The organism is Nonomuraea maheshkhaliensis (genome assembly GCF_039529435.1).
In the GTDB taxonomy this organism is placed as follows: Bacteria; Actinomycetota; Actinomycetes; order Streptosporangiales; family Streptosporangiaceae; genus Nonomuraea; species Nonomuraea maheshkhaliensis.
Window position 1 is genome coordinate 1 of sequence record NZ_BAAAMU010000163.1, and the last position, 22161, is coordinate 22161.

The 22161-nt window shown below is 73.1% G+C and carries 19 protein-coding genes and 2 pseudogenes; 7 read left to right on the top strand and 14 right to left on the bottom strand.

All coding sequences use genetic code 11. The features are described from left to right. Both ABFX54_RS50780 and ABFX54_RS50785 read right to left on the bottom strand, forming a co-directional pair. On the bottom strand, positions 1-888 hold an 888-nt coding region (locus tag ABFX54_RS50780), incomplete at its 3' end, for a hypothetical protein (RefSeq protein ID WP_346114418.1). Between the two features lie 168 nt (positions 889-1056). After that, complete coding sequence (locus ABFX54_RS50785; protein ID WP_346114419.1) at positions 1057-1434, bottom strand: MerR family transcriptional regulator; 378 nt, start codon at positions 1432-1434, stop codon at positions 1057-1059. An 84-nt stretch (positions 1435-1518) separates the two neighbouring features. Here ABFX54_RS50785 and ABFX54_RS50790 point away from each other — a divergent pair, with 84 nt between their 5' ends. Beyond that, positions 1519-1977 (top strand): hypothetical protein, encoded by a 459-nt coding sequence (locus tag ABFX54_RS50790; protein ID WP_346114420.1) that lies wholly within the window; start codon positions 1519-1521, stop codon positions 1975-1977. A gap of 498 nt (positions 1978-2475) precedes the next feature. Then, positions 2476-2583, top strand: a pseudogene (locus ABFX54_RS50795) (YnfA family protein); the annotation flags it as partial. A 13-nt stretch (positions 2584-2596) separates the two neighbouring features. Here the strand turns inward: ABFX54_RS50795 and ABFX54_RS50800 are convergent. From ABFX54_RS50800 to ABFX54_RS50840, 9 genes are all read right to left on the bottom strand, one after another. Continuing rightward, complete coding sequence (locus ABFX54_RS50800) at positions 2597-4516, bottom strand: molybdopterin biosynthesis protein (protein ID WP_346114421.1); 1920 nt, start codon at positions 4514-4516, stop codon at positions 2597-2599. After that, a complete protein-coding gene (locus tag ABFX54_RS50805) occupies positions 4513-5733 on the bottom strand; it encodes a molybdenum cofactor synthesis domain-containing protein (RefSeq protein ID WP_346114422.1) in 1221 nt (406 codons plus the stop codon). Before ABFX54_RS50805 ends, ABFX54_RS50800 begins: the two co-directional genes overlap by 4 nt. Then, on the bottom strand, positions 5730-7475 hold the full coding sequence (locus ABFX54_RS50810; protein WP_346114423.1) for an NAD(P)H-dependent oxidoreductase subunit E: 1746 nt from the start codon (positions 7473-7475) through the stop codon (positions 5730-5732). Before ABFX54_RS50810 ends, ABFX54_RS50805 begins: the two co-directional genes overlap by 4 nt. Then, a complete protein-coding gene (gene fdhF / locus ABFX54_RS50815) occupies positions 7476-10451 on the bottom strand; it encodes a formate dehydrogenase subunit alpha (protein WP_346114424.1) in 2976 nt (991 codons plus the stop codon). Positions 10452-10580: 129 nt separating this feature from the next. Beyond that, positions 10581-12383 (bottom strand): aldehyde ferredoxin oxidoreductase family protein, encoded by a 1803-nt coding sequence (locus ABFX54_RS50820; protein WP_346114425.1) that lies wholly within the window; start codon positions 12381-12383, stop codon positions 10581-10583. A gap of 115 nt (positions 12384-12498) precedes the next feature. Beyond that, a complete protein-coding gene (gene mobA, locus ABFX54_RS50825; RefSeq protein WP_346114426.1) occupies positions 12499-13344 on the bottom strand; it encodes a molybdenum cofactor guanylyltransferase in 846 nt (281 codons plus the stop codon). A gap of 88 nt (positions 13345-13432) precedes the next feature. Then, positions 13433-14587: a CU044_5270 family protein gene (locus ABFX54_RS50830; RefSeq protein WP_346114427.1), complete on the bottom strand. Its 1155-nt coding sequence runs from the start codon at positions 14585-14587 to the stop codon at positions 13433-13435. A 3-nt stretch (positions 14588-14590) separates the two neighbouring features. Next, entirely contained in the window at positions 14591-15184 is a 594-nt protein-coding gene (locus ABFX54_RS50835; protein ID WP_346114428.1) for an RNA polymerase sigma factor, read from the bottom strand. A 92-nt stretch (positions 15185-15276) separates the two neighbouring features. After that, positions 15277-15777 carry a MarR family winged helix-turn-helix transcriptional regulator gene (locus ABFX54_RS50840; protein WP_346114429.1) on the bottom strand — a complete coding sequence of 167 codons (501 nt, stop codon included), beginning with the start codon at positions 15775-15777 and terminating at the stop codon, positions 15277-15279. Between the two features lie 158 nt (positions 15778-15935). Here ABFX54_RS50840 and ABFX54_RS50845 point away from each other — a divergent pair, with 158 nt between their 5' ends. Beyond that, positions 15936-17009: a helix-turn-helix transcriptional regulator gene (locus tag ABFX54_RS50845; RefSeq protein ID WP_346114430.1), complete on the top strand. Its 1074-nt coding sequence runs from the start codon at positions 15936-15938 to the stop codon at positions 17007-17009. Between the two features lie 9 nt (positions 17010-17018). On the opposite strand, the gene ABFX54_RS50850 is transcribed toward ABFX54_RS50845, so the two are convergent. Continuing rightward, entirely contained in the window at positions 17019-17627 is a 609-nt protein-coding gene (locus ABFX54_RS50850) for a hypothetical protein (RefSeq protein WP_346114431.1), read from the bottom strand. Positions 17628-17775: 148 nt separating this feature from the next. Here ABFX54_RS50850 and ABFX54_RS50855 point away from each other — a divergent pair, with 148 nt between their 5' ends. From ABFX54_RS50855 to ABFX54_RS50865, 3 genes are all read left to right on the top strand, one after another. Beyond that, positions 17776-18186: a hypothetical protein gene (locus tag ABFX54_RS50855; RefSeq protein WP_346114432.1), complete on the top strand. Its 411-nt coding sequence runs from the start codon at positions 17776-17778 to the stop codon at positions 18184-18186. A gap of 198 nt (positions 18187-18384) precedes the next feature. Further along, positions 18385-18552 carry a hypothetical protein gene (locus tag ABFX54_RS50860; RefSeq protein ID WP_346114433.1) on the top strand — a complete coding sequence of 56 codons (168 nt, stop codon included), beginning with the start codon at positions 18385-18387 and terminating at the stop codon, positions 18550-18552. A 14-nt stretch (positions 18553-18566) separates the two neighbouring features. Then, on the top strand, positions 18567-19085 hold the full coding sequence (locus ABFX54_RS50865; protein ID WP_346114435.1) for an RICIN domain-containing protein: 519 nt from the start codon (positions 18567-18569) through the stop codon (positions 19083-19085). A gap of 28 nt (positions 19086-19113) precedes the next feature. Here ABFX54_RS50865 and ABFX54_RS50870 read toward each other — a convergent pair whose 3' ends face one another. Both ABFX54_RS50870 and ABFX54_RS57320 read right to left on the bottom strand, forming a co-directional pair. Next, entirely contained in the window at positions 19114-21702 is a 2589-nt protein-coding gene (locus ABFX54_RS50870; RefSeq protein ID WP_346114436.1) for a hypothetical protein, read from the bottom strand. Positions 21703-21736: 34 nt separating this feature from the next. After that, positions 21737-21907 (bottom strand): annotated as a pseudogene (locus ABFX54_RS57320) (type IV secretion system DNA-binding domain-containing protein); the annotation flags it as partial. Between ABFX54_RS57320 and ABFX54_RS50875 the strand changes: the two are divergent. Further along, positions 21846-21986: a hypothetical protein gene (locus tag ABFX54_RS50875; protein ID WP_346114438.1), complete on the top strand. Its 141-nt coding sequence runs from the start codon at positions 21846-21848 to the stop codon at positions 21984-21986. The pseudogene ABFX54_RS57320 and the gene ABFX54_RS50875 overlap by 62 nt on opposite strands. The last annotated feature ends 175 nt before the right edge of the window (positions 21987-22161 follow it).

Sequence of the window (22161 nt, forward strand, 5' to 3'; positions counted from 1 at the left end):
CAGCACCGGGATCAGCATGGTCGAGCGGGCCACCAGCGAGGCGGTGCCGAGCTGGATGAGCAGTTCGGGCAGCTCGCCGGCGGTCACGCAGCTCACGCAGCCGGCCTTCGTCAGCCGCTCACCGACGCGGCCGACGGCCTCGGCCAGCGGGCGCAGCCGCTCGGGCGTCAGCGCGCCGAGCGCCGGCTCGGCCGCCCAGACGGCCCTGACGCCGGTGGCGAACCGCCCGACGAACGTCTCCCCCGCCACCATCAGCGGCCCGTACGTGGTGTATTCGCCGCGCTCCACGCCCCGGCGCAGCAGCTCCTCACCGGCCCAGCGCTCGTCGGCGGGATCGTCGAGCCGGAAGACGCCGACCACGCGGACCTGCCCCGCCCCCCCGCCAGCCCGCGCCTCGGGGGCGACCCCGGCGCCGGCCCGAACCCGGGTGGCCACGACCGCCGCCTCCGAGACCACCGCCTCGACACTCTCCCCTCCGGCCCGCGGCCACCGGCCCGCGACCAGGCGGGAGTGCCGATCGAGCCCGTCATGGCTACCGAACCGCAGCAACTCGGGCAGTTCCTCGCCGTCCTGCCCCGGCATGACATAGGAGTCGGAACGCAGGCTGGTGGTGACCGCCGGCGCCACCCCGTACGCCGCCGCGAGCTCGCCGCGCACCAGCCGGTCGTACGTCGGGAAGGTTCTGGCATCGACCTGGGCGCTGATCGTGGTGGTCGTCTGCCGGTACGAGGCCGTCTCCAGCGCCCGGCGCACGCCCGCGCCGGCGATGGAGGAGGCGTACATGGTCAGCGCGACCAGCGTGGTCGTGGCCAGCAGGATCGAGACCGTCGCGGCCAGGAGGAGCGACGGCTCACCGAGTGCCCGCTTGACGACCAGCGGCCCCCGCATTCCCTGTCTCCTTCCCGCGGCCCGGCACGAGCGCTTCAGCCGGCGAACATCCGCGGCTTCGGCGTTTTCGGCTGTTTGATCGGCGCACGAGTATTTCAGGCGGCGCGCCCGATACGCGAGCCCGCACCTACGTCAGCCGGCGTGCTGGTAGGCGAGCCGGCGGCTCCTTCAGCCGGCGTGCGGATGAGCCAGCCGGCAACAGCCTGCCCGGCAATCACCCAGAGTCTCCACCGCGGCGCGCCTGGCCCTGCCCAACTCGGCGATCTTGGCATCGATCCGATCCACCACCGCTTCCAGCCGCCAGCGCTCACTGTCGCAAGTGGCGCCACCCCGGTCATGGGCGGCCAAGGCGTCGACGATCTCGTCCAGAGTGAACCCGAGCTCTTGCAGACTCTTGGCCATCCGGATGCGTTCGACCGCCGCCGCGTCGAAAACGCGGTATCCCGAGGGCCTGCGCCGGGCAACAGGCAGGATCCCGCGCCGCTCATAGAAACGGACCGCGTCCACACTGACCCCGGCCTCGCGCGCGACCTGCCCGATCTTCACGGCGCAACCCCTTGACTCTGGACCTGGCTCCAGACTCTACGGTTCGGAGTGACGGCACCACAAGAACACCGGAAGGAGCCCATCATGGACATTCCCCCTGCTTCCACCCCGATCATCTGCGACATGACCACCGCCCCCGACACACCCCAGCAGCGCCTGGACGAGTACCGCCACCTGTTCACCCGCCACCTCACCGCCCGCGAGCGCACCGAGGAGGGCATCCGCTTCCGCCTCCGCGCCGAACCGGGCGTGGCGGCCTGGGTCCGCGACCTGGCCGCCCGGGAGAAGGCCTGCTGCGCCTTCTTCGCCTTCGACGTCACCGTCGAGGGCGGCGAGGTGCTCTGGGACTGCGCGGTCAGCGACGACGGCACCGCCCGCGCCCTCCTGGAGGAGTACTACCTCCTCCCCGACCAGGCCCACCAGAGCCCGGAAGCCTTGCAACACCACCTGTCCACCAAGGGCCTTCGCTTCACCACCGACCTGACCCACCCACACCGGCTCCCGCTGGCTCAGCACTCAGGCGGAAGCGCTGACGGTGGCTGATTCGTGACGCCGGTGAACGAAGGTGTCGGCTGCCGAAAGGCGACGGCGACGCCGCGACCCGCCGGGCAATGCGTGTCACCAGGGCCGGCACCGACGCCAGGTAGCAGCGGCCTCCGGTGTGCCGCCGGACAGGCAGCGCCGTACATGAGGTGAAGCCGCTAATTGGAGGTAGGCATGGACCACGACGTCACCGCACTGCTCGGTATCGACCTGGATGATCCCGATGTCCAGCGGGAGAGCGCAGCGGTCGAACGCGACATGCGTCTCATCGAGGCCCCCGTCGGCGTACGTAGGCGGCTTGGGCCGGCGCAGAGCGACGGAAGGCACCGCGACGTGTGGCACCGCGTCAGCGTTTGCGAGCGTGGTGATCGAGGGACTGACCGGCCCGGTGGCCCCGTCGCCCACTCGTGGTGGGAACGCCCTGGAGCTGAAGAGGGCCGTCGCCTGATGCACGGCTCCGGTCCCTGATCGCCGACTGCCACTGGAGTACCGCCGATCATGACGATCGTTCGCTCACTGATGTTGTCCGCGCTGGCGGCGCTCGCTGAGATCGGGGGTGCGTGGCTGGTCTGGCAGGGGGTGCGGGAGCAGCGCGGCCTGCTGTGGGTCGGGGCCGGGGTCAGCGGATGCGGCGGCCGGTTTCGGCGCACGAGTAGCCGCCCAGCGCCTCCACCTCCGCCCGGAACTCCGGCCGTTCCAGCAGCTCCCACAACGGCGCCAGCAGTTCCTCCTCCAGCGTCCCGGTACGCAGCACCAGGTCGTACGGCTCCCGCGCCACCGGCACGAAGTCCAGCCCGAAGGCCCGTGCGGCGGCGAGGATGCCCAGGCCGGTGTCCGCGCGACCCGCCGCCACGGCCGCGGCGACGGCCAGGTGGGTGTGTTCCTCGCGGGAGTAGCCGGACACCTCGCGCGGGTCGATGCCGAGGCCGGCCAGCTCGTGGTCGAGCAGGGCCCGGGTGCCGGCGCCGCGCTGGCGGTTGACGTAGCGCAGGTCGGGTTTGGCGAGGTCGTCGATGCCGGTCAGGCCGAGCGGGTTGCCGGGGGCGACGATGAGGCCCTGCTCGCGGTGGACCAGCCGGATCACGGCGACGCCGGCGTCCGCCCCGAGCAGGCGGTCCACGTACGGGAGCGTGTAAAGGCCGGTGGCCGGGTCGAGCAGGTGCGAGCCGGCCACGTGGCAGAGGCCGTCGCGCAGGGCCACCAGGCCGCCGAGGGAGCCGACGTTCGACGACGCCAGGGTGATGAGCGGGTCGGCGGCGCGCAGGGCGGAGGCGGCGAGGTCGAGCACCATGTCGTGCGAGCCGATGGCGACGATGGTCCGGCCGATCTCGGACAGCCCGCGCAGCAGCTCGACCCGGACCTGCTCCCCGGCGTGGTGGCCCTCCACCCCTGAGGGCACGACGAGCAGGCCGTCGGCGCGGACGAGGGAGGTGAGCACGCCGGCGCCCCGGGGCAGCGGGGTGGCGACGAGCCGGTCGCGGACCCGGCCGAGGCGCACGCGTACCCAGTCGTCCATGCCGATGGCCGACGGCAGCTTCCTGGCCAGGTGCGCCGTGGCGGCGGGGCGTTCGCGCGGCGCGGCGCCCTCCAGCTCGGCGAGCGCGGGTGCGGCGAAGATGTCGAACGTGAGCGCCGCCGACACCGGGTAGCCGGGCACGCCGATCACCGGCGTCCGCTCGACGGCGCCGAGCACGACGGGATGGCCGGGACGCACGGCGACCCCGTGGACGGCGACGACGCCGGCCCCGGCGACCACGCGGGCGGTGTAGTCGTCGCGTCCGGCGCTGGAGCCGGCGATGAGCAGGACCAGGTCGGCGTCCTGAACCGCCTCCATGAGCACCGCGGTGATGGCCGCGGGGTCGTCGGGAACGATGTCCGTGACGCGCGCCGGGCAGCCCGCCTCCCTGGCCTGCGCGGCCAGCATCATCGAGTTGGTGTCGAGGATGTCGCCGGGCGCGAGTTCGGCGCCGACGGGGCGGATCTCGTCGCCGGTCGGCACGATCACCACGCGCGGCGCGCGGCGGACGCCGACCTCGACGACCCCGGCCGCGGCGCAGGCGGCGACGTCGACGGGGCGCAGCCGGTGCCCTTCGGGCAGCAGCAGCTCGCCGGCGCTGATGTCCTCGCCGATGGAGCGGACGTGCTGGTAGGGAGGTACGGCCGCCCGCAGCTCGGCCTCCCCGTCCTGGGTACGGTGGACGTGCTCGCGCATGACCACGGCGTCGTACCCCTCGGGCAGGGGGTCACCGGTGTCGACCACGGCGAACTCGCCGTCGGCCAGCAGCACCGGGGTGGTGTCGGCCGCGCCGACGGTGTCGGCGGCACGTACGGCGATGCCGTCCATGGCCGCGGCGTCGAAGGCGGGCGAGGACCGCAGCGCCCACACGGGCTCGGCGGTGACGCGGCCGACGGCGGACCCGACCGGCATGCGGACCGGGCCGACCCGGGCGGGGCAGCCGGCCGCGGCGCGGACCTCGCGCCAGACGGCGAGCGCCTGAGCCGCGGGCACGTCGGAGACGAAGGGACTTTCAGCGCTCATCTGTACAGGGTGACCTCTACCTCGGTGCCCGCGTCCAGCCCGGTGGCCGGTTCCGGCACGATCACGTAACCGTCGGCGCGGGCCAGCACCGACAGCAGCGCCGACGGGCCGAAGATCGGCTCGGCCACGCCGTCGCGTACGGCGACCTGGACCACGTCGAGGCGGCCGGCCGCCGAGGCCAGGTCGCGGGAGAGCCGGGCGCGGGTGCCCGGCTGCGGCGGCGGGTTCTCGCAGCCGGCGATGCGCCACACCAGCGGCACGCCGACCTGCCCGAACACCACCAGGGCGGACAGCGGGTTGCCCGGCAGCCCGATGAGCGGCACGCCGGAGCACTCGGCCAGCAGTGTGGGTTTGCCGGGTTTGATGGCGATGCCGTGGCACCAGACCTCGCCGATCGCGGCTACCGCGCCCGCGGTCTCGTCGCGGGCCCCGACCGACGAGCCGGCCGAGACGACGACCAGGTCGGACTCGGGCAGCACGTCGGCCACCCGGCCCTTGAGCGCGCCGGGCTCGTCGGGGACGATGCCGGCGATCCACGGCTCGCCGCCCGCGTCGGCGACCAGCCCGGCCAGCGCGGAGGCGGAGGCCGCGCGCACCTGCCCGGCGGTGAGCCGGGCGGTGCCGGGCGGCACCACCTCGTCGCCGGTGGACACGATCGCCACCCGGGGGCGGCGGTGCGCGGAGATCTCGTTCACCCCGGCGGCGGCGAGGAAGCCGAGGTCGGGGGCGCGCAGCGGCCGGCCGGCGGGGGCCAGGACGCCGCCGCGCGCGACGTCCTCGTCGGCGCGGACGATGCCGGCGCCCGGCGCGACGGGCCTGGTCACCTCGATCGTGCCGGGCATCGTCTCGGCGGTGTACTCGACCATCACCACGGCGTCGGCGCCGGCCGGGATCACTCCCCCGGTCGGCATCGCGACGCAGCCGCCGGGCCGTACCGCCACGTCGGGCTCAGCACCCATCCGTACGGCGCCGAGCAGGTCGAGGTAGGACGGGAGCCCGTCGGAGGCGCCGTAGGTGTCGGCCGCCCTGACGGCGAAGCCGTCCACGGTGGAACGGGCGAAGCCGGGCAGGTCGGCGGGCGCGGTGATGCCGGCGACGGGCACCCGGCGCAGCGCCCGCGCCAGCGGGACGAGCTCGGCCGGCGTACGGCGGGCGGGCCGGAACCCCTCGCGGACCTCGGCGAGGGTCCTGGCGGTGAAGAACTCCCTGCCGCTCAACGGTCCGGCTGCTCCTTCGAGCCGCCGGGGCGGGGCTGCGGCCGGGCCGCCGCGCCGCCCTTGTCCAGCCCCAGCACGGACACCACCGGGCCGAGCGCCACCTGCCCGAGCCCGCAGATGGACGTCTTGCGCATCGTCTCCTCCAGTTGCAGGATCCGGCCCCTGCGCGCGTCGTCGAGGGCGCCGGACCCGGAGTCCAGTGTCTCCCGCAGCAGCTCGTGCGCCTTGGTGGAGCCGACCCGGCAGGGCACGCACTTTCCGCACGACTCGTTGCGGAAGAAGCGCAGCACGTTGGTCGAGGCGGCCAGCAGGTCGGTGCCCTCGGCCAGCACCACCAGGGCGCCGGAGCCGAGCATGGTGCCGGCCTCGGCGAGCGTGCCGAAGTCGAGCGCCAGGTCGAGCCGGTCGGGGCCGATGAAGTTGGAGGACGCGCCGCCCGGCTGCACGGCCCCGACCCGCGCGCCACCGAGCACGCCACCGGCCAGGTCGATCAGGGCGCGCACGGTGGTGCCCATCGGCACGCAGTAGACGCCGGGGTTCTCGACGTGCCCGGAGACGGCGAAGAACTTCCAGCCGACGCTTTCGCCCTCGCCCTGCTCGGCCCACCATTCGGCGCCGCGCTGCAGGATCACCGGCACGTCGGCGAAGGTCTCCACCGAGTTGATCAGCGTGGGCCGGCCGTGCAGGCCGTAGTTGCCCGGGAAGGGCGGCTTGTTGCGCGGCTCGCCGCGGTGGCCCTCCATGCACTCCAGCAGCGCGGTCTCCTCGCCGAGGATGTAGCCGCCGGGCGAGACGAAGATGTCGGCCTCCAGCCTGCGGCCGCTGCCGCAGGCGTCCGGGCCGATCACGCCCGCCTCGCGCAGTGCCGCGAGCTCCGCGCGCAGCACGCGCTCCTCGGGACCGTACTCGTGCCTGATGAAGATCCAGCCCTGCTCGGCGCCGGTCACGGCCATGCCGAGCACCAGCCCCTCGATCACCAGGTGCGGCTGGTCGGTGAGGATCTGGCGGTCCTTGAACGTGCCCGGCTCGGACTCGTCGGCGTTGCAGATGGCGTATTTGACGCCGCCCGGGTCGGTGGCGGCGACCAGGCCCCACTTGCGGCCCGTGGGGAACCCGGCGCCGCCCATGCCGCGCAGCCCCGACGCCTCCAGCGTGGCGACCACGCTCTCGGCGCTCATCTCACCGGCCAGCAGCGCGCGCAGGCTCGCGTATCGGGACGCGACGCCGGAGCCGGCCGGGTACGGGTCGTTCGGCCAGGGTTCGGCGCGCCCCGTCACGCCGGCCTGGGCGAGCTCGGTCTCGCGGGCGGCGGCCACCAGCGCGTCGACCTCGGTGGCCGGCGCCGGATGCTCGTTGACGGCCACGGCCGGGGCGCTGTCGCAGCGGCCCAGGCAGGAGACCTCGTTGAGCTCGACCTCGGTGTCGTCGCCGTAGCGGGCGCGGATCGCGGCGATCCGGTCGTCGGCAGAACGCAGCCAGCACGACAGGTCGTGGCAGACGCTGACCTGCACCTTGACCGGCGGGGTCGTACGGAAGTGCGGGTAGAAGGAGATGAGCCCCTGGATCTCGTAGAGCGGCCGGCGCATGGTGCGCGACAGCTCCTCCAGCTCCTCGCGCGGCAGCCAGCCCAGCCGCGCCTGGATGGCGTTGAGCGCCGGGATCAGCGAAGGGCCGGGAAACTTGCCGGCTCGCGCCTCGACGCCGGGGACCCGCGGACGTCCCATCTCGAAACTCAGGGTCATTCAGACACTTCCCATGTCGTTCAGGGGTCCGGTGCTGAGCGGTTCGGCTTCCCGATCGCCCAGCGCCTCGACCTGGATCGCGCAGAACTTGAACTCGGGGATCTTGCCGTAGGGGTCGATCTCGTCGATGGTCAGCAGGTTCGCCGCCGCCTCACGGAAGTGGAACGGGATGAAGCAGTTGCCGAGCTGCTCGCGGTGGGAGACGCGGACCTGCAGTTCGATGGAGCCGCGCCGGGAGCGCACGCGGGCCATCTGCCCGTGTGACAGGCCGCGGTCGGCGGCGTCCTTGGGATGCATGTAGACCTCGGCGATCGGCGAGATCGCGTCGAGCGCGTACGACCGCCGCGTCATCGACCCGGTGTGCCAGTGTTCGAGCAGCCGGCCGGTGTTGAGCACCAGCGGGAACTCCCCGTCGGGCAGCTCCTTGGCCGGCAGCCACTGCGCCGGGACGAGGTGGGCGAGGCCGTCGTCGGTGTTGAACCGCTCGTCGAACAGCACCACGGTGCCGTCGGAGTGGTCGGGGTCGGCGTTGGGGTAGAGCTTGCCGCTCAGGCCCAGGTTGTCGTGGCGCAGGTTCGCGTATGACGGCATGAGCGCCACCATCTCGTCGAACACCTCGCTCGCGGAGGTGTAGGACCAGTCGAGCCCGATCCGGCGGGCGATGTCCTGGATGATCTCCCAGTCGACCCTGGCCTGCCCCGGCGGGTCCATCACCTTGCGGCCGAGCTGCACGCGCCGGTCGGTGTTGGTGTAGCTGCCGTCCTTCTCCAGGTAGGACGACGCGGGCAGGATGACGTCGGCGAACTCGGCGGTCTCGGTCAGGAAGATGTCCTGGACCACCAGGAAGTCCAGCTGCGACAGCGCCTTGCGGACCTTGTTGATGTTGGGGTCGGACAGGAACGGGTTCTCCCCCAGCATGTACATGCCGCGCACCCCGCCCGGCTTCAGCACCGAGCCGATGATCTCGGTCACGGTCAGCCCGCGTTCGGGGTCGAGCTGGGTGCCCCACGCCTCCTCGAACCTGCGCCGGGTGCCCTCCCGGTCCACCCCCTGGTAGTCGGGGTAGAACATGGGGATCAGCCCCGCGTCGGAGGCGCCCTGGACGTTGTTCTGCCCGCGCAGCGGGTGCAGCCCGGTGCCCGGGCGGCCCACGTTGCCGGTGATCGAGCAGAGCGCGATCAGGCAGCGGGCGTTGTCGGTGCCGGTGGTGTGCTGGGAGATGCCCATGCCCCAGTAGATGACGCCGGCCTTGGCCTCGCCCCAGACCCGCGCGACCTCGCGGATCAGGTCGGCGTCCACGCCGGTGATCTGCGCGGCGCGCTCGGGCGGGTATTCGTCGACCGTGCGCACCAGGTCCTCGAAGCCGGAGACGCGGGCCCTGATGAAGTCCATGTCGATCAGGCCGAGCCTGATCACCTCGTGCATGATCGCGTTGTAGAACGCCACGTCGGTGCCGGGCTTGACCTGGCAGTGGTAGTCGGCGTGCTCGGACACCGTGCTGGCCCGCGGATCGACGTAGATGATCTTCGTGCCGCGCCGGCGGGCCTGCTTGAAGAAGGAGCTGGCGACGGGGTGGTTCGCCGTCGGGTTGGACCCGGTGATGATCACGACCTCGGCGTTGGCGACGTCGCCGTACGTGGTCGAGACCGCGCCGGAGCCGACCCCTTCGAACAGCGCGGCCACCGACGAGGCGTGGCACAGCCGGGTGCAGTGGTCGACGTTGTTGGTGCCGAACCCGGCCCTGATCAGCTTCTGGAAGAGGTACGCCTCCTCGTTGGAGCACTTCGCCGAGCCGAACCCGGCGATGGCGCCCGCGCCCTGCTCGGCGTGGATCTCCTTGAGCCGCCGGGCGACGAGGTCGAGCGCCTCCTCCCAGGTGGCCTCGCGGAAGTGCGGCAGCACCTCGTCGTAGTCGACCAGGCCGCCGGGCTTGCGCCGGCCGTCCTTGCGGTTCTTGCTCAGCCCGGAGCCGCGTCCGCCGCCGCTGCGGCCGCCTCCGCCGCCGGCCCGCCCCCGGTCGTTGTGGGCGTCGCCGCGCACGTCCGCCGACAGCGGGCCCTTGGGGTAGGAGGAGTCCACCCTGATCAGCGGCACGGTCAGCCGCTGCGGCGAGGCCGCGTAGTCCCAGCCGTAGCGGCCCTTGACGCACAGCCGGCTCTTCGAGCCCGGCTGGTCGCGGCCCTCGGCGAAGGCGATGGCGCCGCGCTCGCGGTCGACGTAGTAGGTCAGGGCGCAGCCGACGCCGCAGTACGGGCAGACGGTGTCGACCGCGTCGAGCTCCTCGCGCGGCCTGATGGGGACGTCGTTGATCGCCTTGTTCGTCAGGGCGCCGGTGGGGCACGCCTGCACGCACTCGCCGCAGGTCACGCACGAGCTGGCGCCCATGGGGTCGTCGAGGTCGAACGAGATCGTGGTCGAGTAGCCCTTGCCCGAGCGGCCGATGACGTCGTTGCCCTGGATGTCGTCGCACGCGCGGACGCACCGGTCGCAGAGGATGCACGCGTCGTGGTCGACCGCGATGACCGGGTTGGAGGTGTCGAGACCCCGGCCTGAGCCGCAGGGCAGGCCGGCCGTCTCCTTGGCCACGTCGAACCGGTCGGCCAGGTCGAGCAGCAGGTTGTCGCCGGTGGTCGTCTGCTTCGGGTCTTCCTCGCGGCGTGGCTGGTCGGACAGCAGCAGCTCGGTCAGCGTGGCGCGGTTGCGCTCCAGCTCGGGGGTGCTGGTCTTGACCTCCATGCCGTCCTCGCACGGGCGCACGCAGGCGGCGGCGAAGGCCCGCCCGCCCGTGTCGACCACGCACATGCGGCACACCCCGACGGGGTCGTAACGCTCGTTGTGGCACAGCACCGGGATGTCGATGTCCACCGACTTCGCGGCGTCGTAGATGGTGGTGCCCTCGGGCACGCTCACCTCGCGGCCGTCGATCTCGACGGTCACGGTCCGTACGGCGGTCGCCGGCTCCTCGATCGTCGTCATCTCAACCTCATCATGAGAGCACCGCAATTCGGCATACTGAATACGGCATACACTATGTCAGGCAATGTACCCCTTCGGGTGGCCGATCTTCTACCCTCTTCTGGTCCGTTCCACGACACGGCAGCTCATCTACCCGTCCAGCAGGAGATCCGCGAGGTCGGCGGGGGCGACGCGCCCCTCCTCGTCGAGGCCGCGGGCGGCGTAGTAACCGGCGACCATCGAGCGCAGGCGGTCTTCGCCGAGCGCCGCCCGGCGTCCGGAGCCGAGCTCCAGCGGCGTCTCCAGCATCCGCGCCGGCAGCGTGTCGTCGGCGGCGGTGGCGCCCTCACGCTGGTTGAACGCCCGCTTGGCACGGACGATCCGCCGGGCGGTCGCGCGTAGCTCGGCGGCGTCGACCGGCCAGCCGGTGACCAGCGCGAGCAGCCCGGCCCACTCGGTGAAGGGGTCGTCGAAGACGCCGCGCAGGAACTTGCACAGGATCATCGAGTCCATGACGGCGGCACGATCCTCGGTGCCGACCGCGGCAGCGACGTGGGGCGCGCCGCCGGCCAACCGGTCGAGCTCGCCCGACAGGTCGGCCTCGTAGGCTCCCGAACGGTTGTGGTCGGCACCCCTGGCGTTGACCGCGAGGCCGAGCGCCATCGCCTGGAGGCTGCGCGGCTCGTATCCGGGCAGCTCCAGCCCCTTGACCTGCGGCGCGAAGTCGATCGACGACCCGCCCACCACGGCGGCGGCGCGGCGTGAGCCCTGCGCCAGCAGCTCGCCCAGGCCCGGCGACCGCTCGCCGATCGCGTCGAGCGCGCGCAGCAGGGCGGCGCCGTCGCCGAAGCGCAGCCACGGCTCGTCGAGCAGGCCGCGCTCGACGCACTCCATCGCCCACGCGATCGTGCCGCCCGCCGAGATCGTGTCGATGCCCAGCTCGTCGCAGCGGGCGCTGGCGGCGAACACCTCGTCGGGGTCGGACACGCCGCACAGCGGGCCGAGCGCGAAGACGTTCTCGTATTCCATCCGCTGCTGGCCACCGCCCTTGCGGGAGTAGATGTGCTCGCAGCCGATGGAGCACGAGGCGCAGCTGTTGCGGGCCACCCCGCGCAGCTCGTGCAGCTCCTCGGCGGCCAGGCGGGGCGCGCCCTCGAACGTGGCCGCGGTGAAGTTGCGGGTGGGCAGGGTGCTGACCGCGTTGAAGGCGAGCAGGTTGGCCAGCGTGCCCAGCTCGCGGTATTTCGCGGTGGCCGGGCCGAAGCTGCGCTCGCGCAGGTCGCGGGCGGCGGCCAGGACACCCGCCGGGTCGGCCACCGACACCTTGGCCGCCGATCTGACCAGCACCGCCTTGATGTTCTTCGCGCCCATCACCGCGCCGAGACCGCCCCGGCCGGCGTGGCGGCCGTCATGGCTGATGGTGGCGTAGCGCACCTGCCGCTCGCCCGCCGGGCCGATGGCCGCGCTGCGCCAGGTGCGGCCGAAGCGCTCTTTCGCCGCGGTCTCGGCCTGCGCCGCGGTCAGCCCGGCCAGCTCGGGCGCCGGCTCAAGTCGTACGTCGCCGCCGTCGATCAGCAGCACCGACAGCTCGTCGGCCCGGCCGCGGATCACGATCGCGTCATGCCCGGTCAGCTTGCCGGCGATGGCGAACCGGCTGGAGGCCAGGGCGTCGGTCAGCAGCCCTGTGAGCGGCGACTTGGCCACGACCGCGAACTTCGCGCTGGTCGTCAGCGGCGTGCCGACCAGCGAGGAGAAGACGAACGCCAGCGGCGCCTCGGGCGCCAGCGGATCGACCCCGGCGGGCGCCAGCCGATGCAGCAGCCACGTGCCCAGGCCCACCCCGCCCAGGTAGGAGCGGAGCACCCGCTCGTCCAGCGTGAGACGGGCACCGCTCGCGTCGCGGCCGGCGACGTCCACGAGCAGCGCTTGGCCGAAGAATCCGCCAGGTGCCATGTCACGACTCTACGACGCGCCGGAAGGAGCCGATCCCCTGGCCCGCCCTCCCGGCGTACGCCTCGCGCGTAACCGGCCGCGTACCGTCCCGGCCACCCCCTGGCCGGATGCGTCCTCAGCCGCCGGCGTCGGCGGACAGGAAGGAGACGGTGTCGCCGGCCACGAGCGGCAGGGCGGCGTCCCGGGTGACCTGGTCGCCGTTGAGCGCGGCCACCACGTGGCGGTCCAGGGCCAGCCCGGCCGCCGCGGCGGCGGCCCCGAGCGTGGCGGCCGGGACGGCGCGCGGCCGGTGACTGCCGTTCCTGGCCAGCGCGCCGAAACACTCGACCGTGACCTCCGCCGGCGGACGTTCCCTGGCCGCCGCGTAGTCCTCGGGGGAGTTGACGTTCACCACGGACTCAAGCTCCGGGTCGTGCCGCGCGAGCCCGGCGTCGGCCAGCAACTCGTCGTCGTCCAACTGCACCGCCTCGCAGTGCTTGAAGAGCATGCCGGGCCGCAGGTCGCCCGCCGCCAGCAGCTCCGTGACCAGTCCGGCCAGAGCGGTCCGGTAGCCGGCGGCCAGCGGCTGCCGGAACCCTCGTGCGACCGGCAGCACGACGTCCGCTCCCCCGTCCATCGCGCGCAGCACCCGGCGGACGAAGGCCGGATGGAGGAAGGGCAGGTCGGTGGAGCACACGAACGCCACCTCGGCCCGGTCGGCCACCGCCGCCAGCCCCACGGCCAGCCCCTGCATGGGCCCCAGCCCCTCCACGGGGTCCTCAGCCACCGTCACGCCCGAGGGCAGCGGCGGCAGCTCCTGCCCGGGCGCGGCCACCACGACGACCGGGCCGTCGACCGCCCTGCCGACCACCGCGGCGGCCCGGTAGAGCAACGTCGAACCATGCCATTCCAGCCACGCCTTCGGCCGCCCCATCCGCGAGGAACGCCCGCCCGCGAGCACGACACCGGCAGCAGTCTGCATGCCCGCATGCTAGGCCACCCGAGGCGGCGGAGAAGCACCCCGGCCAAGCGCACCCGCTCGCGGCACACCCGCTGAGCCCCGGCCGCGCTCAGCCGGGCCGCTGCCCGGCCTTCCGCACGACGGCGGCCTCGACCAGCGCGTTCCAGTCGCGGATCTCCCCCTTCTTCCACACGTCGCCGAACGGGGGCTGCTCCTTGTGGTTCGCGACCACGACGGTGCGGTAGCCCAGGTACGCGTACGTCTCCGGATCGACGAAGATCTCGTCGCGCAGGTAGCCGTCCAGGACGTGGTAGAGGGTGACGCCGCGGCGCTTGAGCAGGTCGGAGGCCGTGTCCTCGTACCGAACGCCGGGGATCGCGGCGAGCGCGCCGTACATGGCGGCGCGGAGTCCGGGCGGCAGCGCGGCGTCCCTCATACCAATCGCGATCAGCTGGAACGCCCACCTGTCGCGCTCCTCGCGCTGGACCTCAGGCGTCGACTCCGCGGCGATGCGCTCGGCCTCCTCCGGGCTCTTGCCCCTGCTCTCCGCCCGCTGCCGGACGCGGTCGCGGAGCGACTCGCGGTGCCTGGCGTCCTCCTCGTCGACCGTCGCGTAGACGCGGGCCAGCAGCTGATCGGCCTCGGCCGGCAGGGCGAGCAGGTAGGCGTAGGTCACTTCGAACTCGGACCCCTGGTGAATCTTGAGCCTGCCCTGCTCGACGGTGGCGAACGCCTTGTCGTCGAAGCGCCGCCACTGCTCGTGGATGATCGTCTCCTTGGGACGGCCGCGCAGCCGTTCCCCGCCGTCCGGCCGTGTCTGGGCGCGCACGCTCTTCACGTAGCTCCACTGCGTGGGTGAGATCGCCCATCCGGCTTCGGCGCCGGCCAGCAGCGCCGCGTTGTCCGCCACGTCCTGGGCGTCGGCGACCGGCCGCAGCCGCAGCTCGGTGGTGGTCGTGGCAGTGGTGGGCGGTGGGGCCGGGGAGGGCCGCGGATCCACGCCCGCGCCGGGAACGACAGTCACGGCCACGACGACTGCGGTGGCGGCCGCTCCGGCCAGGCTCAGCCCCCACATCGGCCGGACCCGGCGCACCCGGCGGCTCCGGCCGCCGCGCATGTGCGCGTTGAGGCCGCTGCGCATCTGGTCACCGCGCATGTGCGTGTTCAGGCGAGCGCGGGCCGCGTCGACGGTCCCCGGCGCGGGCTCCGGTTGCGCGTCGTGATGGCGGCGCAGTTCTCGCAGTTCTTCCATGGTCTCCTCCATGGTTCATGCCTCCTTCGCCACGTGACCCAGCGTCTTGCGGAGCTTGACTCTGGCCCGGTTCACCCGGGAGCCGACGGTGCCGATCGGTACGCCCAGGGCGCAGGCCGCCTCCGCGTAGCTGAGGTCGGCGCAGGCCACGAGCATCAGCGCGTCGCGGTCGCGCCGGGACAGCCCGCTCAGGCCACGGGCCAGTCGTGGGCGGAGCAGTTCGGCGGAGACCCGGTCCGTGACCTGATCGGCGTGACCCTCGACGTCGTCGCGGCCGGCCGAGCGGCCGAGCGCCCGGTAGTAGCGGAGCTCGTCGCGGCGATGGCGGGCGATGAGGTTGGTGGCGATGCCGTACAACCAGGCTTTGGCCCGCGCGTGGGTCAGGTCGTAGCGGGCGCGCTGGTCGAAGCCGATCAGGAACGTCTCCGCGGCCACGTCGTCGGCGGCCGCGGGCCCGAGGCGGGCGGCGGCGTAGCGGTGGATGGCGGTGAAGTACCGGTCGAAGATCACCGCGAACCACTCGGGCTCATCGCGTGACTTGGCGATGACCGACGCGTCGTCCGTCTCCGCCGCCAGCGGCCTCGACGGGCAGGAGGAAGGGTCATACATCCGGCGCCTTTCTCGAAAGAGGGTCGGCGCTTATTGCCCGATGCGGACCTTCTTGTTCGCGGTTATTGTCCGCTGTCCGGTCTGCGGGTGGTTCAGTCCCATGCGGGATCTTGTGCCAGCTTCTCCGCTATCCGGTCGTGGAAGCTCTTTCTCTCCAGGGCCTGCTCGATGTCGGTGACGACGCGCGACAGCGGGTACGGGATCTCGCTCTCGATCTCGGCGACGGCGGCCTCGGTGGCCCGCCACTCGGCCGCCAGCCGGTCCACGACGGCCCGTGACTGGTCGGTGAGCATCACCTTCTTGCTGCGCGCGTCCTCGCCCTCGACGGTACGGACCCAGCCCGCGTCACGCATGGCGGCCACCTTCTGGCTGAGCGCCGAATGGGTCCGGCCGACCGACTCGGCCAGCTCGGTGATGGTCATCGGGCCTCGGGCGTGCAGCCTGAGCAGCTCCATGACGAAGCTCGGCTTGAGCCCCGTGATGCGTTTGCCGGAGTAGATCCGGGCGATGTCGGCGTCCATGGACGCCTGCAACCGGCGCAGCGGCCGCCAGAGGCCCTCCTCGGTGGGATCTTGCACGCGGGGATCGGTCATGACTCCATCATATCAGCACTTATACAAGCACTGATGTTACATTTCTCCACACTACGGATGCACTCCCGTCCGTCGCCTTTTGCGGGAAATATCGTGAAAAAGCTGGCGGGAAAATAAATCCTTTGCCGGGCCGGGTTTCCCGCCTCCACAATATCGACGTGGTAAGCGAGCTTTCCGGATCAGGAGCCGGTGACGGGCGGGTCACCGGCGCGCTCTGTGCCGCCGTCGCGCAGGCCGGTGGGCCGGTCGCGGCGGGAGCGGCCATCTCCCAGATCATCAGCCGGTGGGTGCCGCACGACGCGCTGCGCCTGGTCGGCCTCAACCCGGCGGCCGGGATCGGCCTGGGCTCGTTCAGCTTCTGGCACGACTACCATCCCGCGCTGATCAGCGCTCTGGTGCTGAACAACTATCTGCACGGCGACCCCTGCTCGACATCCGTGCTCGCCAGGCGCGACGAGCCGGTCGCGGTGGTGGGCGCCGGCGGCCACGGCGACGCGGGCATGCGGCGGCTGCTGGCCTCCCACGGGGTGAGCGGCGAGTTGCGGCTGCTGATCAGGGACCGGCACGGGCCGTGGGGCCTGCTGGGCCTGCTGCGCGGCGAAGGCGCCAGGCCGTTCGGAGTGGAGGAGTGCCGGCGGGCGCAGTTGCTGGTCCCCGCGCTGCTGACGGCGCTGCGCCGCTATGTCACGGCGGGGCCGCTGACCGCCACCGCTCCCGCGCTCCCGACCGGCGTCATCGTGGTCGGCTCCGACCACACCGTCAGATCGATCTCGCCCCAGGCACGGGCCTGGATGCGGCTGATGTGGCCGGGCACGGGCAACGGGGTGCCCGACTGGATCGCCGACCCCTTCTGGGTCGGGCTGTCCCTGCACGCGCGGGCCCATGCCCGCGACCATCGGGCCTGGCAGCCGGCGCTCTGCACGCCGGCCGCCAACTTCGGGCGTTCGATCCTCATTCACGGCCAGCCGCTGGACGAGGGCGGCGACGGCGACGTCGCCATCCTCATCCAGGCGGCCGGCGGCAGCATGCTGCTGCCGTCGTTCTGCGACTGGTACGGCATCACCCCGCGCGAACGCCGCATCCTCGAACACCTCTACGACGGGGCGGCCCCGAAGCAGATCGCCCGGGCCCTCGACCTGTCCGCCCACACCGTCAACGACCACCTGAAGTCGGTGTACGGCAAGACCCGCGCCCAGGGCCGGGACGAGCTCATCGCGGCCATCTCCGGCTGAGCACCGCCCTCAGGCGACGATCGAGATGACCCGGCCGATCGCCTGGCCGGCGGCGACCAGCTTGATGATGTCGTCGAGGAAGGGCGTGAAGTCGGCGTTGACCCTGGCCTCCCAGTGCCAGGACCAGCTCCGGTACAGGTCCGCCCAGTGCGCCTGCATGAAGGTGTTGATCTCGGACTTGCCCCAGTCGTCGTCCCGCGAGCCGGACTCGAAGGTGCCGTGCACCCGGCCCGTGTGCCCGAAGGTGTAGATGTTGCCCACGGCGTCCTTGACCACCCAGACGAACGCCGTGTCGTAGCTGATCGCGCCGGACACGTGGAAGTGTCCGCTGAAGTTGATCGACCCCGTCTGGCTCAGGCCCAGGTTGGCCCACCCGCCCACGGCCACGCCGTCCTTGAAGCCGATGCTGGCGTTCCAGGGGCCGAGTTGCTGGCTGTCCATGGCCGCCGGCAGCCCGATCCCGGACGCGCTCGCCACCCGCCGGCCCAGCCCGCCCTCGGCGGGCGGCTCCGGCATGTGCAGCGAGGCGCCGACGGACGCGCGCACGTGCGGCGCGGTGTCCCATTCGCGGAGGGTGGCGGCGAGCCCGTTCGCCTCTTCGGCGGTGAATTCCGACATTTGTTGTTCCGTCCTTCCGTGTCATTCTCGTTTCCCTGCCTTTCCAAGAATGGGAAATCAGGCGGGCGAGCGACATCCCGAGCTTTCGGGATTGCGTCGCCGGGACGGCACGAGCATTTTCCGTACGGCGCTGGGTAACGCCGGACGCATGGCATACACACCCGATGAGGACCACCGCCGCCCGGACGGCGCCGACGACCGTGCCGTGCGGGCCGCCGGCATGGTGTCGGAGGCGCTGGAGACGGTCGAGCGCGCGCGGGGGCACCTCTACTCCTTCCACCAGCTCACCGGCTCCGCCCACGCCACGGCCGACCAGGCCGTCCGGCTGCTGCGCGAGGCCGGCCACGACGACCTGGCCCGGCGCCTGGCCGCCGACCTGGTCGGCCGCGACGTGCTGGAAGGGCGCTGGACGTTCCAGATCGTGGAGGAGTACGACGACGGCTACTACGCGACGTTCCGCGAGCTCGAACGCCAGGTACGCGAGCGGCTCATGGGCGGGCGGCGCCACGTGTACGAGGCGGAGCTCAAGCAGCGTTCCCAGGAGGCCGGCGAGGCGTAACCCCCGCCGGTCCCGGACGCGGCGAGTCATCGGCGCGTCATAGCCAGGTCAACCGATCACCGTACGTTGCTCCCGAGGCCGAACGGGGCCCCGAGGGGCCGGCCCCGGTCGGCCATCGTCAAGCAGGGAGGTGATCGCAATGAGCGTTGCGAAGGTTCAGGCCATGCGGCCGTCCGCCGAGGACGCCCGATCCGGAACGTGGGGCGAGGGCACACCACATCAGCCTGCTGGCCAGGACGCTGGAGGCTGACCGGCCAGGCGGAGCGGCTGCCCGCGGAGCTGTCGTCCGGCCGCTGGCAGCGGGAGGAGCTCGACGACCGCTTCGACCGCGTGGTGCACCTGCCCAGGACACCCGCGCGAACCTAACTGAAGGAGGAAAGATGCGACGAATCATCGCCGCCGTCCTGGCGCTCTTCGTGACGGGCGCCGTCACCACCGGCATCGCGAGCCCGGCCCAGGCCGGCATCGGGGACGGCCGGCTGGGCAGGATCGTCAACTTACAGTACGGCGAATGCCTGGACCAGGTCGGCGGCCAGGCCACCGACGGCACCCCGATCGGCCACTACCCGTGTGACGGCTCGACCCGGCAGCTGTGGTGGGTCGAGCAGGTCGCCAACGGCAACTACCGGCTGCGCAGCGCGTCGAGCGGGATGTGCGTGGACGTGGACCGCAACGGGACCGCGAGCGGCACCATCATGGTGCAGCACCCCTGCAACACCCTCAACCAGCAGCGGTTCTTCCTCATCTCCTACAACGGCGGGTACGCCTTCCAGAGCATCTGGGCGCTCAACAGGACGGGGATGAACCGGGTCATCGACACCCCGCCGTTCTCGCAGGACTACCGGGTGCGGCTGTGGTCGTACAACGCGAGCAACGCGCAGCTGTGGACCATCGAGTAACCCTCGTGCTCGCCGCACGCCCCGCCGGTCACCGCGAGGTGCGGGGATGTGCGGCGAGCACACCCGCGTCACGCCTGGCCGGCTCGGTACCCTCACCGAGCCGGCCCACGCCGTGCCCGGCACGCCCGGGGTCGTCGTCGAGCGGCGCCGCGTCGTGCCGAGCGCCTTCGAGGCCGTCGCCGGGCAAGGTGGTGGCCGGCTGAGCGCCGTCGGGGCCGTCATCAGGCACGGTGGTGGCCGGCTGAGCGCCGTCGGGGCCGTCATCAGGCACGGTGGTGGCAGGCTGAGCGCGTTCGGGGACGCCGGTGAGGAGTGGTGTGACGGCGGCCTGGCATCGGGTGCGCAGCCCGGCCGCCCTGCGGCGCGCCCCCTCCGCCTGCTCCGACAAGCCGGCGGCTTCGTAGGCGCGGGCCGCGCAGGTGGCGGTCTCGGTGGCGAGCAGGTGGTGGCCGGTGCGGGCGAGGGCGTCGGTGGCTTCCGAGAGCGCGTCTCCGTCGGCGTTGGCCAGCCCACGAGCGGCGGCCGCCAGCGCCCGGCCCAGCGGAGTGTCCAGCCGGACCTCCAGCAGGGCGTCCAGCGGGCCATCACGCCGGTCCGCGCCGCCTGGCTCGACGGCCTCCCCCGGCCCACCCGGCCGGCTCTGCCGGCCTGGCTCGCTCCGCCCACCGCGCCCGTCCAGGACGCCATGCCGGTCCGAGACACCACTCCCGTCCAGGACGCCATGCCGGTCCGAGACACCATTCCCGTCCAGGACGCCCGGGCCGATGAGGCGTAGGACGTCGTGGCGGGCCGTTGCCTCGACGCTGGGGAGGCCGAGGCCGTCGGCCAGGTCGGCGGCGAAGCGGGCGGTGCGGACGGCCTCCGCGTGGCGGCCCTCGGCGGACGAGGTCCAGGCGTCGGCGAGGGCGACCCACGGTGCGAAGAGCCGGTTGGAGCCGTTGCCGCTCCGGTCGGCGCGCTCCAGCCAGGCGCGTGCCTCGCCCGCCGCCCCCTCCAGCGCGCAGGCCGTGGCCAGCCCGGCCGTGAACAGGTGGGTGAGCCGGAGGGTGTCACGGCCGTCGAGCGCGGTCATCGCCTCCCGCAGCGAGCGGCCGGCCTCGGCCGTGCGGCCCTGCGCGCACTCCACGAGGCCCCGGAAGCCGACGTGGCCGGCCGACATCATGGGGCTCTGCCCCTCCAGCACCTGCCGGTATCCCTCGTCGGCGACCTGCCAGGCCGCGTCCAGCTCGCCCAGGGCCAGGTACGCCAGCGACCGCGCGATCCCGAGCTGCACCAGCCCCCAGGGCAGCTCGGCCTGGTTCGCCTCGGCCAGGGCCAGTCCGTGCCGGTGGAAGCGGTCGGCGTCGGCGGCGCGCCCGAGCCGCGCGGCCGCCGCCGTCGCCGCCGCGCAGGCCCAGATGGCCGGCTGGTCACCGGCGGCGGCGCCCGGGGCGGTCAGCCGTTCCGCGAGCTCCACCGTGGCCGCGCAGCGCCCGTCGAACAGCAGGATCCACGAGCGGATCCCCTCTGCCGGCCCCTCCCCCGGCCGGCCGCGCAGCAGGTCGAGCGTCCGTTCGGCGGCCACCGCGTCGCCTTCGCCCCAGTATCGGGTCTCCGCTCGGACCAGGGCCCAGGCCAGCAGCTCGTCATCGTCGCGCGGAGGCCGCTCGGGCAGTACGGCCGCCGCCTCGGCGCTGCGTCCCCGGTATTCGAGCACCTCGGCCAGCAGCGCGTCCGCCTCCGCCGACGGGGCCGCCTGCCTGGCGGCGCGGGCGAGCCGTTCGGCGAGGGCGAGGTCGGCCCGGTTGACGGCCTGGCGGGCGCCGATCCGCACCACCTCGGGACGTACGACGGCCCCGCCCTCGACCTGCCAGAGCGCGGCCCGCAGCAGGTCGTCGCGGCGGCGCAGCGGCGGGTCGAGCAGCGCGCCGGCCAGGCACCACCACAGCCGCCTGGCGTGGGCGGGCGACATCCGGGCGCGCAGCACCTCGGCGTAGAGGGGGTGCGCGAGCCGTACCCCACCGCGGTCGCCGGCGCGCTCGGCCTCGGCGAGCCCGTGCGCCTCGGCCTCGTCCACCGACGCCTGGTCCACGAGCCGCGCCAGCAGCGCGTACGGCAGCGGCTCGCCGCAGGCCAGCAGCTCCAGCAGCTCGGGGGTGCGCGGGCCGAGCGGGCGCAGGCGGTCGGCGAGCACCTGCCGGATCGCGCCTTGGGGACGGTAGCCGCCCGTCAGGTGCCACACGCCGTGCCTGCGGCGCAGGGTGCGGCCGGTGATCGCCGTCGTCAGCAGCTCACGCAGCGCGAGCGGGATGCCCAGGGCCAGCTCGCGCAGGCGGCGCCGGGTGACGCCGTCGACGGCGCCGTCGAGCACGTGATCGAGCAGCCGGTCCACGACCGGCTGCGGCAGGCTCGCCAGGTCGAGCCAGGGCACCTGGCCGTCCTTCCACAACCTCGTGATCGTCTCCGGTACGGGTGCGCCGGTGCGCAGGGTCGCCACCACGAACGCCAGCCGCTGGGCCACGAGGTGATCGAGCACGGCGGCGGAGCCGGTGTCGAGCAGGTGCGCGTCGTCCACGCCGATGACCACCCGCCGTGCCCCGCCGTGCTCGCGCAGCCGCGCGGCGGGGGACGCCAGCATCCGCCCCCCCGCCGGGGGCCAGCAGCCCGGCCACCGCTCCGAAGGGGATCGACGCGAGCGCCCCGGTGGCCGCCACCCACTCGGTACGGTGCCCCCGCGAACGCGCGAGCGCCAGGATCTCCTGGGCCAGCCGGGTCTTGCCGATGCCCGCCTCCCCCGCGATCACCACGCCCCTGGCCTCGTCCCGTCCCAGACAGGACCCGATCGTGCCGAGTTCGCCCTCCCTGCCCAGGAACGGCCAGCTCCGCACGACGACCGCCGCCGCAGCCGCGGTCGTCTCCTGACCCGCCGTCTCCTCCCGCGCCTCGCCGTCCCAGCCGTCGTCCGCGACGGCTCCGAACGTCGCCCGCGTCCACACTCCCGCCCCGACGGCCCCGACGGCCGTGACTGCCGCGACCCGGCCGTCGCCCGCGACCGCCCCGGGCGTTTCCCGCGCCGGCCCTCCGGCGGCGGCCGGCG